This window comes from Arthrobacter sp. BB-1 (assembly GCF_006151685.1).
Classification (GTDB): domain Bacteria; phylum Actinomycetota; class Actinomycetes; order Actinomycetales; family Micrococcaceae; genus Arthrobacter.
In genome coordinates, this window is the sequence record NZ_VDEV01000012.1 from 377,875 (window position 1) to 394,701 (window position 16,827).

Sequence of the window (16,827 nt, forward strand, 5' to 3'; positions counted from 1 at the left end):
ATCGCCGTGAATTTCGCTCTCTACCGGGAGTTGCTCGCCGTCGGGCCTGTCCGCAGGCTGCTGCTGGTGGGCATGGTTGCCCGTATTCCCCATTCCGCGGCCGGCGTGCTGCTGACCCTGCACATCGTCCTCACCCTGGACCAGGGATATGCCGCCGCGGGTGCTGCTGCCGCCGTCATGACCATCGGCATTGCCCTTGGTGCACCTTGGCGCGGGCGGCGCGTTGACACCGTGGGCCTGCGCACGGCACTGGTCCCGTCCGTGATCTCGGAAACCATTATCTGGTCGGTGGTTCCGCATGTGTCGTACCAGTGGCTCCTTCCCCTGGTGTTCGTGGGCGGGCTGCTCACGCTCCCTATCTTCAGCGTGGTCCGCCAGTCCCTGGGCGTTCTGGCGGATGGCGACCAGCGCCGTACCGCCTTCGCCCTCGACGCGATTACCACCGAGATAGTGTTCATGATCGGCCCCGCTGCGGGCGCCATCGTTGCCACCAGCGGGTTCACTGTGCTGGGCCTGACCGTGGTGGGCGTCTCCACGTCTCTCGCCGGCCTGTTCCTGATGTGGTTCAACCCGCCCACCCGGAGCGCGGACCAGGCCGGGGAATCCAACGCCGACGAATGCCGTGCGGCAGAGGCCGCCGTAGTGACCGCCGCCCCCGCGCATTTGCAGGGGGCAGCGGCGGAACTGGCGCCGGCGGAAGCCCGGGGCAGCGCTGGCCTGCGCGGCAAAGTGGCGCACAATTTCGCATGGTTCACCTCCGCCGTCGGCGCTGTTTTTGCGGTGGCAGCCGGTGCCGGCATGGTCCTGAGCGGGACGGACGTGGGCATTGTTGCCGCCCTGGAGACGGGCGGGCACCAGCGCGACATCGGCATCGTGTTCGTCTTCTGGTGCGCGGCGTCGGTAGTGGGCGGCCTGGTGTACGGCGCCATGCACCGCCCAGTCCCGCCACTCGTCCTGCTGCTGGGGATGGCGGCACTGACCATCCCCATGGGATTCGCCCACGACACCTGGACCCTGGCCTTCGCCTCGCTCCTGCCCGGACTGCTGTGCGCGCCTGTGCTGTCCTCGGCATCAGAAAAAGTGGCTGACCTGGTCGCCGAGGACCGCCGTGGGGAAGCCATGGGCTGGTACGGGTCCGCGCTGACGGCAGGCGTGGCCCTGGGCGCACCGCTCGCCGGCGTCTTTATCGACGGCACGGGCCCCTCCGGAGGGTTCGTATCGGTGGGGGTTGCAGGGGTGCTGCTCTGCTTTGCGGGGCTGGTCCTGCAGCAGCGGCGGCGGCGCGCAGCGGTGTGAGCACTCCCGCCCATCGATTGCTCCGCAAATGTCCTTTTGGCCCCGCTAAACGGCAGTTACGGAGCAATCGATGAAGGGGAGGGGACGGCCTGAGCCTGGAAAGCGCGACGGCGGGCCGACCTTTGGAGGTCGGCCCGCCGTCGCGGACTGCTGGGGGAGAAGTTGCCTTAGTTGACCGCGCCGGTGTACTTCTCGCCAGGGCCCTTGCCGGGCGCATCGGGGATCAGCGACTCTTCGCGGAATGCCAGCTGCAGCGACCGCAGGCCGTCACGCAACGGCCCTGCATGCTGCGAGCCGATCTCCGGGGCGGCGGCCGTCACCAGGCCGGCCAGGGCCGTGATCAGTTTCCGTGCCTCGTCCAGGTCCTTCAGCTCCTCGGCATTGTCCTCGGCCGCCAGCCCCAGCTTGACGGCGGCTGCGCTCATCAGGTGGACGGCTGCCGTGGTGATGACCTCGATTGCCGGCACTTCGGAAATGTCGCGAACCTGCTGGGAGACATCGGGACCGCCGGCTGATGGCTCGAAAACGTGTGAATTACTGTCTGGGGTGCTCATACTGGTAAGCTTGACACAGACCGACTGGATGTCGTTATTTCAGAGATTGATCCTACGGATCAAGGTTCCCTCCGGCGCTGCACAGCGTCGTCGGGAATTTTTTCTGTAAGATGGCATGCAGTTTGCAAGCGGAGTTCTCTCCCACCCGCGTCAGCCGCTGTTCCGATTCATTTCGGGGCGTAAGGTTGCCGGGTACCTGGTTGGGCATGGAACCGGCGTCCGCCGGAACCGTGCGGGCAGTCCCTTGACGGGAGCTGCATCCGATCTTTCAGAGGCCTTCGATTGCTCCGGCAATTGGGGGCCTTCTCTATTTGCCGGAATCCACTACAAAAACAGGAGCTTTAACATTAGCGAGCCAAGAATCAATGAGCGTATCCGCGTCCCCGAGGTGCGGCTGGTCGGCCCTGCAGGTGAACAGGTAGGAATCGTCCGTATTGAGGATGCCCTGCGTCTGGCTGCCGAGTCCGACCTTGATCTCGTTGAAGTTGCACCTCAGGCGAAGCCTCCGGTGTGCAAGCTGATGGACTTCGGCAAGTACAAGTACGAGGCCGCGGTTAAGGCACGCGAAGCCCGGAAGAACCAGACGAACACCGTTCTGAAGGAAATCCGCTTCCGCCTGAAGATCGACACCCACGACTACGAGACCAAGCGCGGCCACGCACTGCGCTTCCTCGGCGCCGGGGACAAGGTCAAGGCCATGATCCAGTTCCGTGGCCGTGAGCAGCAGCGCCCGGAAATGGGCATCCGCCTGCTCCAGCGTTTCGCCGACGACGTCGCTGAAGTTGGCGTAGTGGAGTCCAGCCCCCGCATTGACGGCCGCAACATGGTCATGGTGGTTGGCCCCCTGAAGAACAAGGCAGAGGCCAAGGCGGAAGCCCGCCGCGCTACCCAGCGGGCCGAGGCGAAGGCGCAGAACGAAGCCAAAGCTTCGGGCCGCGTGGACACCTCGGGTGACGACCAGGCTCCGCTGACCCAGTCGCTGGCGGATCTGCTTCCGGAGGGTTTCGCCATCACTACGGAGCCGGAAACAGTAGCCGAGGCCCCGGCCCAGGAGCCGGCCGCCGTCGAGCCTGCTGCGGCAGAAGCTCCCGCGAAGGCAGCGGAAGCGCCCAAGCAGGAAGCACCAAAGCAGGAAGCCCCGAAGGCTGCGGCCCCCAAGGCAGCTGCTCCGAAGGCTGCGGCCCCCAAGGCTGCTGCCCCGAAGGCTGCTCCCGCACCCAAGGCCGCCGAGAAGCCCGCTGCGGCTGCCCCGGCTGCTCCGGCCGCACCCGCAGCAGCACCTAAGCCTGCAGCGGTTCCTGCTCCGCCGAAGCCGGTGGCCAGGCCTGCGGCACCGAAGCCTGCTGCCCGCCCTGCCCCCAAGGCAGTGCCGAAGCCGGCTGGCAAGAAGACCACTTAGTTCACAACTGCCTGGGGTTCCGTCCCCGGGCAGTCAGCAACCAGCATGCCGCCCGCAGGGGCGGCTGCGCGAGAGAGCTGCAGGCCCAGCCTGCGGATACGTAAGGAGATCGGTTCCCATGCCGAAGATGAAGACCCACAGTGGTGCCAAGAAGCGCTTCAAGCTGACCGGCAGCGGCAAGCTGCGCCGCCAGCAGGCCAACCGCCGCCACTACCTCGAGCACAAGTCCTCGCGGCTGACCCGTCGCCTTGCCGGCGACAAGATCGTCTTCAAGGGCGACGCCAAGGTCATCCGGAAGATGCTCGGCATCTAGTTTCCAAGTTCTTTGACTGACCACCACCTGGTGGCCGGTCACCTACCAAAAAGCCTTCTCAGGCCGCCGGGAAACCGGCAGTAGATGCTTGGGATCAGATTTTCGAAGGAGTACGCACGTGGCACGTGTGAAGAGGGCGGTCAACGCCCACAAGAAGCGCCGGGTTATCCTTGAACGCGCAAAGGGCTACCGTGGACAGCGTTCACGCCTGTACCGCAAGGCCAAAGAGCAGCTGCTGCACTCGTTTGTGTACAGCTACGGCGACCGCAAAAAGAAGAAGGGCGACTTCCGCCGCCTGTGGATCCAGCGCATCAACGCTGCATCCCGCGCCAATGGTCTCACCTACAACCGCCTGATCCAGGGCCTGAAGGCCGCTGAGGTTGAGGTTGACCGCCGCATGCTCGCCGAGCTGGCCGTTTCCGACGCCAACGCCTTCGCTGCACTGGTCAAGGTTGCCAAGGATTCCCTGCCTGCCGACACCTCCGCCAAGAAGGTAGTTGCGTAGCAACTGGCTGTTCCCGTCAGGGGCAGTTCAGGAACCGGTGGCCGCAGCCACTAAAGTTCTTGTATGAACGAAACCGGGCGCCCGCAAGATTTTCCGCTGTCCAATCCCCGAGCTGATCGGGTGAGGGACGTGGCAAAGCTTGCCGGGCGCCCGGCGCGTTTAAAGCGTGGCCTGTTCCTTGCTGAAGGGCCGCAGGCTGTCCGCGAAGCCCTCAAACTCCACCAGAAGCGCCTGGCCGCCGGAGCCCCGGGCGTGGTCACTGAGGTTTTTGCCAGCGAAAGCTGCCTGGACCGGTTCCCGGAATTTGAGGAACTGTCCCAAGGGGTCAACGCCCGCCTTGCCACTGATGACGTCCTTGCGGCCATGGCGGACACCGTCAATCCGCAGGGGATCGTGGCAGTCTGCCGCTTCCTGGACGTGGCACTGGAAGAAGTGCTCGACGCCGGTCCCCGCCTGGTTGCCGTGCTGTGCCAGGTCCGTGATCCCGGGAACGCGGGAACGGTCCTCCGTGCGGCGGACTCGGCCGGTGCGGACGCCGTCGTCCTCACCTCCTCGAGCGTGGACATCTACAACCCCAAGGCCGTCCGCTCCACCGCGGGATCCCTCTTCCACCTCCCGGTAGTGCTGGGCGCGGACATCGGTGAACTGGTAACCGCGTGCCGGGCACGGGGGATCGGCATCCTGGCGGCGGACGGCTACGGTTCCCTCAACCTCGACACCCTGCAGGACGAGAACGCCCGGCGGCGGCTGACAGGCGGCGGTCCGGAGTCCGCCTATGCCCTGGAGCAGCCCACCGCCTGGCTGTTCGGCAACGAGGCCCAGGGCCTGTCCCAGGCGGAGCTGGCGCTGGCAGACCACAGGGTTGCCGTGCCGGTCTATGGTTCCGCCGAGAGCCTGAACCTGGGTACTGCGGCAACGGTTTGCCTCTACGCCAGCGCGCGGTCGCAGCACCTGCCCGCGCCGGTGACCGCCTAGGCCAAGACCTGGCAGCGCTTCCATGCGGGGTCCTTGCCGGAAAAGATAAGGGCCCCGGATGTCCGGAGCCCTTGCGTAAATGTTGAGTTATCGAAGCGGATCAGGGTGCGCGGGTAGCCTTGCCGCGTCCGGTGATTGCCCCGTAGATGCCGGCAACAACAAGGCCGCCGACGATAGCGAGAATCCAGGTGCCCAGGTCAAAGAAGGCAAGATCGCCCTTGTTGAACAGGAGGCTGCCGATCCAGCCGCCCACAATGGCGCCCACTACACCCAAAACAAGGCTGGTGACCCAGCCGCCGCCAACCCGTCCGGGCATGACGGCCTTAACAATGGCCCCTACGATAAGGCCGAGGATAATCCAAGCAAGAAAACCCATGTCTCCTCCTTATAGTGGCCGGGATCCCTTGGTCCCGATGAGGCTCAAGCTAACATAAGGCCCCGGCAATGTCAGCAGGCTTACGGTTAGTCACTGGTGCATGCAGGGCGTTGCGGCGGGTACGGTAACTACGGGCGGAGCCGAGGCAGGATCCGCAGTTTCCCAACTGAACCTGACCGGAAAGAGGTGGAGCCCTTGGCTGCAAGTGGCGGTACCAAGGCGGTTGTGGCGGCCCTGGCTGCGAACCTGACCATCGCCGCCCTGAAATTCGTGGCGTATGCCCTGACGCTTTCCTCGTCCATGCTCGCCGAAGCCATCCACTCCCTGGCCGACTCCGGCAACCAGATCCTGCTCCTGGTGGGCGGAAAGAAGGCCAAACGGGCACCAAGCCCCGAGCACCCCTTCGGCTACGGCCGGGAGCGCTACATCTACGCCTTCATCGTCTCCATCGTGCTGTTCAGCGTCGGTGGCCTCTTCGCCCTCTACGAGGCATGGGACAAGTTCCAGCACCCGCACGCCATCGAAGGCGGCTTCTGGTGGGTTCCCCTCGCCGTGCTGGTAGGCGCCATCATCGCGGAATCCTTCTCGCTCCGGACAGCCGTCATCGAGTCGAACCATTCCCGCGGAAAGCAGTCCTGGGCCAGGTTCGTGCGCAGTGCCAAGCAGCCTGAGCTGCCGGTGATCCTGTTGGAAGACCTCGGTGCCCTCGTGGGCCTCGTCTTCGCCCTCATTGGCGTCAGCCTGACGCTCATCACCGGGGACGGACTCTGGGATGCGGCCGGCACCGCAATGATCGGCCTGCTGCTGGTGGCCATTGCCGTCGTGCTTGCGCTGGAAACCAAGTCCCTGCTCCTGGGCGAGTCCGCAACCAGGGAGGACGTCGAGAAAATCGCCGCGGCGATCGAAGCCGACGGCGGGCGGATCATCCATCTCAAGACCCTGCACCTTGGGCCGGAGGAACTCCTCGTGGCGGCCAAGATCGCCGTCACCCGCTCTGCCACCGGAGACCAGATCGCCTCGGAAATCGACACAGCGGAGGCACGGATCCGCGCGGCCGTGCCCATTGCACGCGTCATCTACCTGGAGCCCGACCTGCACCGGGCCAACGCCACGGGGACAGGCCAGCAGCCTGCAGCAACAGCCCCGCAGTCGTAAGGCCGGCCTGGCAAATGCTGGCGGCCGGAAGCCGCTGCCAGCCCGGTCCAAGGATCAGGCGGTCAGCGGCTTCCTGCGCTCCAGGAGGCCGCTGGCAATGGCGACGCCGAGTCCCATCACGGCGAGGACAGCGCCTACCAGCGCGGGGGCAACGTATCCCCAGCCCAGGGCGATCACCAGCCCGCCCAGGAAGGCGCCGAGTGCATTGGCCACGTTGAGCGCCGCATGGTTCAGTGACGAGGCAAGGGACGGCGCGTCAGGGGACGCGTCCAGGAGCCTGGTCTGCAGCGCGGGGATCAGCATGGATCCTGATGCGCCCACCACGAACACCATGACGAAGGCGGACCACGGCCAGTGGACTGCGACGGCGTAGACCACCAGGGCAACGGCTATGGCGGGCAACACCTTGTACAGGGTTCCCATCACCGACTTGTCCGCGATCCTGCCGCCCACGATGTTGCCGGCCACCATTCCCAGGCCATACAGCGCCACCACCAGCGGAATCAGCGACGACGGGATGCCCGCCACCAGCGTCATGGTGTGCGCGATGTAGGTGTAGGTGGCGAAGAAGCCGCCAAAGCCCACAATGCCGATCAGGATGGCCAGCCAGACCTGCAGGCGCTTGAGGGCTCCCAGCTCGCGCCGGATGCTTGCGTCCGGGTGGGCGTGGTGGAACGGGACGAACTTCCAGACCAGGGCAAGCGTCAGGAGCCCGATAAATCCCACCATGATGAACAGCAGCCGCCAGCCGTATGTTTGCCCCATCCACGTGGCAAAGGGAACCCCCACCACGTTGGAGATGCTGAGCCCGGCCATCACCATGGAGATCGCCCACCCCCGCCGTGTTGGCGGAACCAGCGAGGCAGCAATGACGGCTGCCACTCCGAAGAACGCACCGTGGGGCAGGCCCGCAGCAAAGCGCGAGGCCAGCATGGTCCCGTAGTCAGGGGCAAGGAAGGACAGGAAGTTGGCGGCGGTGAAAAACAGCATGAGTCCCAGCGCCAGGTGCTTGCGGGGGAGCTTGGCGCCGACGGCGGCGAGCAGCGGTGCCCCCGCCACCACGCCCAGGGCGTAGGCCGAAATGAGGTGTCCGGCTTCCGGCGTCGAAATCCCCAGGCCCTGCTCAACTTCCTTCAGCAGGCCCATCATGGTGAATTCCGTGACGCCGATGCCCACGCCGCCCATGGCGAGGGCAAAGATGGCCATGGCGATGTTGGGGGACCGGGTGGGGGCTGCCGTGGACGTTTCGAGGACGCTGCTCATAGGCCTGCTTTTCGGGGTAGGACGTGATGATGGGACCGATGCCGCGGCAGTGGGGCTGGTAAATCCGGACCCTGCCAACAACCCCGGGAAGGGGGAAGGGTATTCCCGCTGCGGGGATGGTGTGTCCGGCCCCACCATTGTCCCCCATAGAATGAGCCAGTGACTGGACTGATACAGGTGGTAGGCGGAGCCGTCGTTGACAGCCTGGCGGAACCCTCCCTGCTGCTGGTGGCGCGGCGCAGCGCGCCTGAAAAGCTGGCTGGCATGTGGGAGTTCCCCGGCGGCAAGGTGGAATCCGGCGAGCAACCGGAAGCGGCACTTGCCCGCGAGCTGTTCGAGGAACTCGGGATCGGCGTGCGGCTCGGCCCCGAGCTTCCGGCGGAGGCGCCGCAAGGCTGGCCGTTGAACGACAGTGCCAGCATGAGGGTGTGGCTGGCGGAAGTGGCCCGCGGGGAAGCCCGGCCGCTTGAAGACCACGATGAACTGCGGTGGGTGGCGCTGTCTGATCCGGAAGCCGTCCTGGGCCTGCCCTGGATACCCGCCGATTTCCCGATCGTCAGGGCGCTTCTTTCCGCCCTGGCAGTGCAGGCAGGGGCTGCGCGCTCCTAGAAGAGCGTTGCCTGTCCTGCTGGTCCGCCCTGGCCTGCCAGCCGGGGAAGCCCCTCCGGCCCTGAAAGCCCTGGCACTCCGGGCTTGCCGGGCGTAGCGGGGCCGGCACCATGGCCTGCCGCTGCCGGAATGGCGCCTGCCGGGTACTCGGCTTCCTCGCCACGGGGGTCGTCCTCCAGGTCCCTGTGGCTGAAGCCGGAAGAATTGCTGAATCCGTGGCGTGCCTTGAAGTACCGTACTTTGCCGGCAAGCCAGGACCGGTACTCCTTGGAGGCGTACGAGCCGGAGCCGTACAGGCGGCGGTAGCGGCCGGCCAGTCCGGGATGGTTGGCGGCAATCCACCTCATGAACCACTCCCTGGTTCCCGGCTTCAGGTACAGGGCTCCGGCGGTGGCGCCCGTGGCACCGGCAGCAGCCAATGAAGCGAAAAGAGCGTCAAGGGCCTCATCGCTGTCAGAAAGCCAGGGGAGGATGGGCATGGCCATCACCCCGCAGGGCAGTCCGGCCTCGCGAAGGCGGGACACAAGCTTGAGCCGTGCCCGGGGCCCCGGCGTGCCGGGCTCGACTGCCTCGGAGAGGGCTTCGTCGGTCATGGCCAGGGAAATGCCCAGGCCCACAGGCACCTGGGTTGCGGCGCTCTTCAGCAATGGAATATCCCTTGCCAGCAGCGTCCCCTTGGTGAGGATGGAGAGGGGAGTGCCTGACTCGGCAAGGGCGGTGATGATCCCGGGCATCAACCGGTAACGGCCCTCGGCACGCTGGTAGGGATCCGTGTTGGTGCCGAGCGCCACCTGGTGGCGGCCCCAGGATGGTTTGGCGAGTTCCTTGCGGAGGACCTCCGCGGCGTTGACCTTGACCACCACCTGGCTGTCGAAGTCCAGGCCGGCGTCGAAATCCAGGTAAGTGTGGCTCTTGCGCGCGAAGCAATAGACGCAGGCATGGCTGCAGCCGCGGTAGGGGTTGATGGTCCACTCAAACGGCATCCTGGAGCCGGGCGGCACTTTGTTGAGCACCGATTTGGCGGTGACCTCGTGGAAAGTGATGCCGGCGAACTCGGGTGTGGTGACAGAGCGGACCAGGCCAGCCAAGGGAAGCAGGGGTGGGGAAGCGGTGTCCGGAGCAGTTCCTGCGGGCCGGGGCATCAGTGCTTGGGCATCCCATCTCATGCCCTCCATTCGAATGTATGTTCGAAGCAAAGTCAAGCATGCCTGCCCCGCGTCGACGAACCGCAACGCACTTAGGGGAGGTCCAGGAGCTCCCACACCACGGTGATGGACATGGCCACCGTCGAATCCCCGGTTTCCACGGCGAGGGATTTCACCGAAGCGGCGCGTTGCATCCGCGCCAGCGGCACCGGACCCTGGACCGGAATGTTGTCCTCAATGGAAAGCACCCGTCCCAGCCGGGCCGAGGCAAGCCGGGCATACTGCTGCGCCGTACTTGCCGCATCCACCCACGCAGCTTCACGGGCCCGTGCCCGCACCGCGGCGTCGTCGCTGAACGTGAGTTCGAGGCCGTTCAGCCGGACCTCGTTGCCGCCCGCCTCGACGGCTCCGGAGATCGCGGCGGATGCGGAGCCAGGCGTCCGCAACCTTACTGTGAGGGTGCTGGCTGCAACATACCCCGTCACACGCTGGCCCTCCCCTTCCCTCCACGCGAGGTCCGCCCGCACGTTCAGGCCGGCAGTGCGGACGTCCGCACCATCGACGCCGTGCCGGCGGAACGCGGACGCAACGGCCTCCGAGCTGGCGCCGGCGCGGGAGTAGGCGGCCTCCACCGAGTCGGCGCGGCACTCCACCCCGATGGACACCACCATGAGATCAGGGGCAGCGTCCGCCGAGCCGGTCCCGGTGACTGTGACGGTGCCGAACCGGTCAGCGCCGCGCGGAGGACCGCCGGGCGCGTGGGTGCCGCCAGGACCATTCCCGGGGAAACCCGTGCCGCCGGGCTGATAGCCGGCCGCCCCGAAGCCGTCCTCTGCCTCACTGCCGCTGCTGGAATCCGCTGCCATGGGTCACGCCTCCGCTTCAGCCGGCCCGCGGCGCCGGCGGCGGGGGCGTACGTGCTCGGGATAGCCGCCGGCGGCCAGTCCGGCGTGCCGTTCAAAGATGTTGGCCGTCCCAGGGTTCCCGGTGCGCAGCAACGACCACCCGGCGCTGAGGAGATACAACGGCAGGAACGGGAAACCCAGGCACCAGGCGTACTGGTTGCAGTGCCGTTCCTCGTGGCCCAGCAGGGCCGGCTGCAACTGCAGGTTGTCGGCGGGGCAGCGGCACAGCACCACGTTGCCCAGGGTGAACGCCCCCGCGAACGGCAGCCGCCACCCGTACCCGCCGGCGAGGACCAGGCCCCGCGGTCCGCTGCGGATGTCCGTCCGCGCTGCAAGGGCGACGGCGAGGCCAAGGACCGTGCTGCCGTTGGCCAGGTTGGCGGCCTGCCTCAGCCGCTGGGCGGCCGTGAGGCGCTCCTGTGCCCGCTGGCTTCGAGGCGCTGTCATGAGGCCATGCTAGCCGGACGGTTCAATTAGACTGGAGGATAGTGGCCGCCGGTTCTGCCGGTGGGCCCTGACCTGGTCATTGAATGCCCTGCCCTTGGGGCTTTCATCCATGACCTGCCAGTGATGGACGCGCCGCCGGGAAACCGCGCAGGCTGCGCCATTCACCGGCAGCCACGACTCGTAGCTAAGAACAGTAGATGACTGAAACTTTGCCGGGCGCCGCCATCCCGAACCCCACGGATGAAGCCGCCATCACTGCCGCTGTAGACCAGGCCGTCGCCGCCATCGCCGGCGCGGCCACCCTTGACGAGCTGAAGGCGGTGCGCCTCGCCCACACCGGCGAGAAGTCCCCCCTCAGCCTTGCCAACCGCGAAATCGGCAAGCTGCCCAAGGACCAGAAGGCCGTGGCCGGAAAGCTTATGGGCTCCTCCCGCGGGCGGGTCAACAAGGCGCTCGCGGACCGCACCGCCGAGCTGGAAGCCGAAAATGACGCCCGGATCCTGCTCGAAGAGACGGTGGACGTCACCGCCGCCCCCCGCCGTCGTCGTGCCGGTGCCCGGCACCCCCTGTCCACCCTCCAGGACCGCGTCTCGGACATCTTCGTCGGCATGGGCTGGGAAATCGCCGAGGGCCCGGAAGTGGAATCGGAGTGGTTCAACTTTGACGCACTGAACTTCAAGCCGGACCACCCGGCCCGCGAAATGCAGGACACCTTCTTCGTGGAGCCGCCCGAGGCCCACCTGCTGATGCGCACCCACACGTCCCCGGTGCAGGTCCGCTCCATGCTGGAACGCGAGCTGCCCATCTACGTGCTGTGCCCCGGAAAAGTGTTCCGCACGGACGAGCTCGACGCCACGCACACGCCGGTGTTCCACCAGTTCGAAGGCCTCGCCATTGATAAAAAGCTCAGCATGGCGGACCTCCGCGGCACCCTGGAACACTTCGCCCGGCAGATGTTCGGCGACGAAGCCCAGATCCGCCTGCGCCCCAATTACTTCCCCTTCACGGAGCCCTCTGCCGAGCTGGACATCTTCCACCCGGGCGCCAAGGGCGGACCGGCATGGATCGAGTGGGGCGGCTGCGGCATGGTCAACCCCAACGTGCTCCGCGCCGCGGGCATCGACCCCGACGTCTATTCAGGTTTTGCCTTCGGCATGGGCATCGAGCGGACCCTGATGTTCCGCAACGAGGTCGGCGACATGCGCGACATGATCGAAGGCGATGTACGTTTCAGCGAGCACTTCGGGATGGAGATCTAACAGTGCGTATCCCAATTTCCTGGCTGCGTGAATTTGCAGAGGTACCGGCCGAAGCAACGGCCGAAGACGTGATGGCCGAACTGGTCAAGGTGGGCTTCGAGGAAGAGGACGTCCACCGTCCCACGGACACCCTGAAGGGCCCCATCGTGGTGGGCCAGGTCCTCAGCATCGTCAAGGAACCGCAGACCAACGGCAAGACCATCAACTGGTGCCAGGTCCGTGTGGTCCCCGAGGGCCAGGAGCAGACGCTCACCGGCGACGGCATTGACCCGTCCGGCGTGCAGGGCATCATCTGCGGCGCCCACAACTTCGTGGAAGGCGACAAAGTGGTGGTCACCCTTCCCGGCGCCGTGCTGCCCGGCGACTTCCACATCTCCGCGCGGAAGACGTACGGCCACCTGTCCGCCGGCATGATCGCCTCCGTCCGCGAGTTGGGCATCGGCGAGGACCACGACGGCATCCTGGTGCTGTCCCGGATCGGGCTGGACCCCGAGGTCGGCACCGACGCCATGGAACTGCTTGGCCTCTACGATGAAGCCGCGGAAATCAACGTCACCCCGGACCGCGGCTACGCCTTCTCCATCCGCGGGGTAGCCCGCGAGTATGCCCACGCCACCGGCACCGCCTTCACGGATCCCGCGTCGCGCGTCAACGCTCCGGCGGAACTTTCCGGCGGCTACGGCGTCAAGCTCAACGACGACGCCCCCATCTACGGGAACCCTGGCTGCGACCGGTTCGTGGCCCGGACCGTCCGCGGCGTGGACGCCACCAGGCCCACCCCGCCGTGGATGGTGTCCCGCCTCCGGCTGGCCGGCATCCGCTCCATCTCGCTGCCGGTAGACATCTCCAACTACGTGATGCTGGAACTTGGACAGCCCACGCACTGCTACGACCTCGACAAGCTGTCCGGGGACATCGTGGTACGCCGGGCCGCGGCCGGCGAGAAGATCACCACCCTCGATGACAAGGTGCGCACCCTCGACGCCGAGGACCTGCTGATCACCGATGACTCCGGCGCCATCGGCATCGCCGGCGTGATGGGCGGGGCGGACACCGAGGTGGGGGACTCGACGTCGAACATCCTGGTGGAGGCCGCGCACTTCGACGAGGTGTCCATCTCCCGTTCCCGCCGCCGCCACAAGCTGCCGTCCGAAGCGTCCAAGCGCTTCGAGCGCGGTGTGGACTGGCAGGTTGCCGGCATCGCCGCCCAGCGCGTGGTGGACCTCCTGGTGGAGCTCGCCGGAGGCACGGCAGACGAAGCGGGAACCGACGTGGGAACCGCCCCCGACTCTGTCACCATCGAACTTCCGGCGGCCTTCGCGGCCGCCCGGATCGGCATCGACTTCACCGAAGAGCAGATCACCACCTCCCTGGAGGACCTGGGCGCAGCCGTGGTGAAGAACGACGACGGCTGGAGCGTCACTGCCCCCAGTTGGCGCCACGACCTGGAGACCAAGGAGGACCTCTCCGAGGAGATCGCCCGCCTGGTGGGCTACGACCAGATTCCCGCCACGCTGCCTGTGGCACCTCCCGGCCGCGGCCTGACCCGCGTGCAGCAGCAGCGCCGCCGCCTGATCCAGGCGCTGGCCGATGCCGGGCTCACCGAAGTCCTGGCCTACCCCTTCGTGTCCAAGGCGGCCAACGACACCTTCGGCGTGCCTGAACAGGGTGCCGCCCGGACCGCGGTCAAGCTGGCAAACCCGATCAGCGAGGAGCAGGGCTTCCTGCGGACTTCCATCCTGCCCGGGCTGATCGAGGTGGCCAAGCGGAACCACTCCCGCGGGTTCCGGGACCTGGCACTCTTCGAATCGGGCCTGGTGTTCCACCCGTCCGAGAAGACGGGCACCGACGCCATCCCGCCGCTGGGCGCCAAGCCTGCCGATGAGGTGCTGGATGCGCTGTACGACGGCGTCCCCGCCCAGCCGTTCCACCTCGCCGCAGTCCTCACTGGCCATGATTCACCCGCCGCACCGGGGCACACGCCGCGGCTGTGGGACTGGGCTGACGCCGTGGACGTCGCCCGCCTCGCCGGCGACGTCCTGGGCGTGGACATTGTGGTCAGCCAGGGCGCGCACCAGGCGTTCCACCCGGGCCGCGCCGCAAAGCTCTCGCTCCGCAGCGGTGAAGTGGTGGGCTATGCCGGTGAACTGCACCCCAAACTGCTGGCCGCCGCGGACATGCCGCCCCGCTCCGTAGCCCTCGAGCTCAACGCCGACGCGCTGTTCGATGCTGCGCCTGATGTCATTGTGGCGAAACACATCTCCACGTTCCCCGTAGCCACCCAGGACGTGGCGCTGGTGGTTCCCGCCGGGATTCCGGCCGATGAGGTACTGGCCGCCCTCCGCGAAGGTGCCGGAGAACTGCTGGAGGACGTTGCGCTCTTCGACGTCTACGCCGGCAAGGGGATCGAGGAAGGCAAGAAGTCCCTGGCCTTCGGACTCCGGTTCCGTGCCAACGACCGCACCCTGACGGCGGACGAGGCCTCGGCTGCACGCGAGAGCGCCGTCGCCCTGGCCGCTGAGCGCTTCGGCGCGGTCCAGCGCTAGGCGGTATCACCCAAGTCCCATGGACGCCAGGCTGGCCCTGCGGGCAGTGGACATCGCAACCGATGTCCACTGCCCGCAGGCGCAGCAGGACTGCCTGGAAGGATTCACGGAAGGGCTCGTCCCCGGACCCGCTGAACAACTGCGGGCAGCGGCCATGGATCCGGCTGCGGCCCGGCGGTTCCTGGCCGGCAGGGCAGCACTGCGCCGTTTCGCCGGCGACGTGCTCGGTCTCCCGGCATCGCAGCTGCAGCCCTCCTACTCCTGCCCCCAATGCGGTTCCGGACCCGGCCTCTCCCATGGCCGCCCGGGCTTCCTGCATCGCGGCCGTCCGGCGCCCCTGCTGCTAAGCATGGCCAGGACCGGCAACTGGGTCCTGCTGGCGGCAGTCTCCCCGCCCGGCAGGGGAGAGGGGCTGGGGGTGGACGCCGAGGATCCGGGACGGTTCGGCTTCGAGGGGTTCGACGCCGTGGCATTGACCCCCTCCGAGAGGCTCACCCTTGCAGGACTTCACGGCGGGGCGCTGCTGCGGGAACGGGCCCGGCTCTGGAGCCGTAAGGAGGCCTGGCTCAAGATGACCGGCGACGGGCTCAGGGTGGATCCCAGGACGGTGGCCGCACTGGAGGAACCCGGAGTGCGGGACCTGCCGTCCACCGCAACGGGCCTGCCGGCGTCGCTGGTTGCTGCCGTGGCCCTAGCTAGGCCAGCCGGCTCCGCGCCGCGGGCAGCGGTGGAAGCGCAAGCTCAAAGAGCCACGGGTGGAGCACTGCCTCGGCGTCAATGCCAGCAACACCGTTGGCGATCAGGATAAAGTCGGCCGTTGAGACGGTGCCGTGGCGGTGGGTCCTGGTCCATTCCTGCAACAGGGTAAAGAACGCAAGGTCCCCGCAGTGCAGGCGGAGCGCGTGCAGCGCCAGTGCCCCGCGCTTGTAGACACGGTCGTCAAACATCAGGGCCGGTCCGGGGTCTCCGATGAGCAGGTCCTGCCCGGCGGCGGAAAGCCTGCGCCACGCCGCAGCCGCCCTGTCCTGGGTGGCCATCACGCTTGCCGCCTCGGACCAGATCCATTCGGCGTAGCAGGCAAACCCCTCGTGCAGCCAGATGTCGTGCCACCCGCCGACTGTGAGCGAATTTCCAAACCACTGGTGCGAGAGTTCGTGGGCGATCAGCCGCTGGGCGTCCCAGTCCAGGCTGAGATGGTTACGGCCCAGAATGGCCATTGTCTGGGCCTCCAGCGGAATTTCCAGGACATCGTCCGCCACCACAACCGTGTACTCGGAAAACGGATAGGGCCCAAAGCAGCTGACGAACGTGCGCATCATGTCCGGCTGCAGGCGCAGCCCCTGGCGGGCCGCGGCTGCCAGGGCAGGCGGGACTGCGGCGGTTTGGCGCACGCCCGGGGCGACCCCCGGGTCGAGGACCAGGGATTCGTACCGGCCGATCTGGACCGTGGCCAGGTAGGTGGCCATCGGCTCCTCCTGCTCGTAGGTCCAGGTCTCCCGGCTTGCCCTGATGCTGTGGCCCACCAGCGTGCCGTTGCAGACGGCACGGTAATTGGCGTCAGTAGTCACCGCGATCCGGTAGCTTGCCTTGCTCCGCGGATGGTCGTTGCACGGAAACCACGACGGCGCGCCGTTGGGCTGGCCGGCCACCAGTACGCCGTCGGTCAGTTCCTCCCACCCCACTTCACCCCACAGCCCGCGGCGCGGAGCAGGATTGCCCTCATAGCGGACGTCTATTGTGAACGTTTCGCCCGGGGCGAGGTCGGCGTCCAAATGGACCACCAGTTGTTCTGCCCGCTGCGCGAAGCGCCGCACGCGCCGCCCGTTCATCTGCACTTTGACGGCGCGAAGGCCCGCCAGGTCCAGGACGACGGCGGACGCCTGCCTGGCTGCCGTGGCGTAGATGACGGCACGGCCGCTGAGCCGGTTGGCGGCCATCCGGTAGTCGAGGTCCAGCTCGTAGCGGGACACCCGGTACGAGTCGGTACCGTGGCCCGGCATGTAGCGGTCGGACAGCACCCCCGGGATGGCCGTCCCGGTGGCGGGTCCGGACGCTGTTGGTTCAGGAAGACTCATGGACG

The 16,827-nt window shown here is 67.0% G+C and carries 17 protein-coding genes; 10 read left to right on the forward strand and 7 right to left on the reverse strand.

Going from position 1 to position 16,827, the window contains the following annotated elements; translation table 11 throughout:
• Window positions 1-6 precede the first annotated feature (6 nt).
• Entirely contained in the window at window positions 7-1,296 is a 1,290-nt protein-coding gene (locus FHJ30_RS07915) for an MFS transporter (RefSeq protein WP_139028744.1), read from the forward strand.
• Window positions 1,297-1,463: 167 nt separating this feature from the next.
• On the opposite strand, the gene FHJ30_RS07920 is transcribed toward FHJ30_RS07915, so the two are convergent.
• Entirely contained in the window at window positions 1,464-1,850 is a 387-nt protein-coding gene (locus FHJ30_RS07920) for a DUF1844 domain-containing protein (RefSeq protein ID WP_139028745.1), read from the reverse strand.
• A gap of 388 nt (window positions 1,851-2,238) precedes the next feature.
• Here FHJ30_RS07920 and infC point away from each other — a divergent pair, with 388 nt between their 5' ends.
• From infC to FHJ30_RS07940, 4 genes are all read left to right on the forward strand, one after another.
• Entirely contained in the window at window positions 2,239-3,249 is a 1,011-nt protein-coding gene (gene infC, locus FHJ30_RS07925) for a translation initiation factor IF-3 (protein ID WP_240793630.1), read from the forward strand.
• A gap of 118 nt (window positions 3,250-3,367) precedes the next feature.
• Window positions 3,368-3,562, forward strand: a complete 195-nt coding sequence (gene rpmI / locus FHJ30_RS07930; RefSeq protein ID WP_009358635.1) for a 50S ribosomal protein L35 — start codon at window positions 3,368-3,370, stop codon at window positions 3,560-3,562.
• A gap of 118 nt (window positions 3,563-3,680) precedes the next feature.
• The gene (gene rplT / locus FHJ30_RS07935) at window positions 3,681-4,067 is read left to right on the forward strand and encodes a 50S ribosomal protein L20 (protein ID WP_066274920.1); all 387 of its coding nucleotides are present in this window, start codon (window positions 3,681-3,683) and stop codon (window positions 4,065-4,067) included.
• 63 nt (window positions 4,068-4,130) lie between these two features.
• Window positions 4,131-5,042 carry an RNA methyltransferase gene (locus FHJ30_RS07940; RefSeq protein WP_139028746.1) on the forward strand — a complete coding sequence of 304 codons (912 nt, stop codon included), beginning with the start codon at window positions 4,131-4,133 and terminating at the stop codon, window positions 5,040-5,042.
• 100 nt (window positions 5,043-5,142) lie between these two features.
• Here the strand turns inward: FHJ30_RS07940 and FHJ30_RS07945 are convergent, their stop codons facing one another.
• The gene (locus FHJ30_RS07945) at window positions 5,143-5,418 is read right to left on the reverse strand and encodes a GlsB/YeaQ/YmgE family stress response membrane protein (protein WP_066274925.1); all 276 of its coding nucleotides are present in this window, start codon (window positions 5,416-5,418) and stop codon (window positions 5,143-5,145) included.
• A 195-nt stretch (window positions 5,419-5,613) separates the two neighbouring features.
• Here FHJ30_RS07945 and FHJ30_RS07950 point away from each other — a divergent pair, with 195 nt between their 5' ends.
• Complete coding sequence (locus FHJ30_RS07950) at window positions 5,614-6,573, forward strand: cation diffusion facilitator family transporter (protein WP_139028747.1); 960 nt, start codon at window positions 5,614-5,616, stop codon at window positions 6,571-6,573.
• Between the two features lie 54 nt (window positions 6,574-6,627).
• Here FHJ30_RS07950 and FHJ30_RS07955 read toward each other — a convergent pair whose 3' ends face one another.
• A complete protein-coding gene (locus FHJ30_RS07955) occupies window positions 6,628-7,836 on the reverse strand; it encodes an MFS transporter (protein ID WP_139028748.1) in 1,209 nt (402 codons plus the stop codon).
• 159 nt (window positions 7,837-7,995) lie between these two features.
• Between FHJ30_RS07955 and FHJ30_RS07960 the strand changes: the two genes are divergently transcribed.
• Window positions 7,996-8,445: a (deoxy)nucleoside triphosphate pyrophosphohydrolase gene (locus FHJ30_RS07960; protein WP_139028749.1), complete on the forward strand. Its 450-nt coding sequence runs from the start codon at window positions 7,996-7,998 to the stop codon at window positions 8,443-8,445.
• Here FHJ30_RS07960 and FHJ30_RS07965 read toward each other — a convergent pair.
• The 3 genes from FHJ30_RS07965 to FHJ30_RS07975 form a co-directional block, all read right to left on the reverse strand.
• Window positions 8,442-9,611: an Rv2578c family radical SAM protein gene (locus FHJ30_RS07965; protein ID WP_240793631.1), complete on the reverse strand. Its 1,170-nt coding sequence runs from the start codon at window positions 9,609-9,611 to the stop codon at window positions 8,442-8,444. The two genes, FHJ30_RS07960 and FHJ30_RS07965, sit on opposite strands and share 4 nt — an antisense overlap.
• Before the next feature lie 71 nt (window positions 9,612-9,682).
• A complete protein-coding gene (locus FHJ30_RS07970; protein ID WP_139028750.1) occupies window positions 9,683-10,456 on the reverse strand; it encodes an SIMPL domain-containing protein in 774 nt (257 codons plus the stop codon).
• A gap of 3 nt (window positions 10,457-10,459) precedes the next feature.
• Entirely contained in the window at window positions 10,460-10,942 is a 483-nt protein-coding gene (locus FHJ30_RS07975; RefSeq protein ID WP_139028751.1) for a hypothetical protein, read from the reverse strand.
• Window positions 10,943-11,139: 197 nt separating this feature from the next.
• On the opposite strand from FHJ30_RS07975, the gene pheS reads away from it, so the two are divergent.
• The 3 genes from pheS to FHJ30_RS07990 are packed head-to-tail and all read left to right on the forward strand — an operon-like array spanning window position 11,140 to window position 15,555.
• Complete coding sequence (gene pheS / locus FHJ30_RS07980; protein WP_139028752.1) at window positions 11,140-12,201, forward strand: phenylalanine--tRNA ligase subunit alpha; 1,062 nt, start codon at window positions 11,140-11,142, stop codon at window positions 12,199-12,201.
• Window positions 12,202-12,203: 2 nt separating this feature from the next.
• Complete coding sequence (gene pheT, locus FHJ30_RS07985) at window positions 12,204-14,747, forward strand: phenylalanine--tRNA ligase subunit beta (protein WP_139028753.1); 2,544 nt, start codon at window positions 12,204-12,206, stop codon at window positions 14,745-14,747.
• 19 nt (window positions 14,748-14,766) lie between these two features.
• Complete coding sequence (locus FHJ30_RS07990) at window positions 14,767-15,555, forward strand: 4'-phosphopantetheinyl transferase superfamily protein (RefSeq protein WP_139028754.1); 789 nt, start codon at window positions 14,767-14,769, stop codon at window positions 15,553-15,555.
• Here FHJ30_RS07990 and FHJ30_RS07995 read toward each other — a convergent pair.
• Window positions 15,443-16,822, reverse strand: a complete 1,380-nt coding sequence (locus tag FHJ30_RS07995; protein ID WP_139028755.1) for a M1 family metallopeptidase — start codon at window positions 16,820-16,822, stop codon at window positions 15,443-15,445. The two genes, FHJ30_RS07990 and FHJ30_RS07995, sit on opposite strands and share 113 nt — an antisense overlap.
• Window positions 16,823-16,827 lie beyond the last annotated feature (5 nt).

Excerpts from the sequence above, each read along its gene's own strand:
- FHJ30_RS07920 (WP_139028745.1), bottom strand. The coding sequence starts at position 1,850 with ATGAGCACCCCAGACAGTAATTCACACGTTTTCGAGCCATCAGCCGGC.
- rpmI (WP_009358635.1), top strand. The coding sequence starts at position 3,368 with ATGCCGAAGATGAAGACCCACAGTGGTGCCAAGAAGCGCTTCAAGCTG.
- FHJ30_RS07940 (WP_139028746.1), top strand. The coding sequence starts at position 4,131 with ATGAACGAAACCGGGCGCCCGCAAGATTTTCCGCTGTCCAATCCCCGA.
- FHJ30_RS07945 (WP_066274925.1), bottom strand. The coding sequence starts at position 5,418 with ATGGGTTTTCTTGCTTGGATTATCCTCGGCCTTATCGTAGGGGCCATT.
- FHJ30_RS07955 (WP_139028748.1), bottom strand. The coding sequence starts at position 7,836 with ATGAGCAGCGTCCTCGAAACGTCCACGGCAGCCCCCACCCGGTCCCCC.
- FHJ30_RS07965 (WP_240793631.1), bottom strand. The coding sequence starts at position 9,611 with ATGAGATGGGATGCCCAAGCACTGATGCCCCGGCCCGCAGGAACTGCT.
- FHJ30_RS07970 (WP_139028750.1), bottom strand. The coding sequence starts at position 10,456 with ATGGCAGCGGATTCCAGCAGCGGCAGTGAGGCAGAGGACGGCTTCGGG.
- FHJ30_RS07975 (WP_139028751.1), bottom strand. The coding sequence starts at position 10,942 with ATGACAGCGCCTCGAAGCCAGCGGGCACAGGAGCGCCTCACGGCCGCC.
- pheS (WP_139028752.1), top strand. The coding sequence starts at position 11,140 with ATGACTGAAACTTTGCCGGGCGCCGCCATCCCGAACCCCACGGATGAA.
- FHJ30_RS07990 (WP_139028754.1), top strand. The coding sequence starts at position 14,767 with ATGGACGCCAGGCTGGCCCTGCGGGCAGTGGACATCGCAACCGATGTC.
- FHJ30_RS07995 (WP_139028755.1), bottom strand. The coding sequence starts at position 16,822 with ATGAGTCTTCCTGAACCAACAGCGTCCGGACCCGCCACCGGGACGGCC.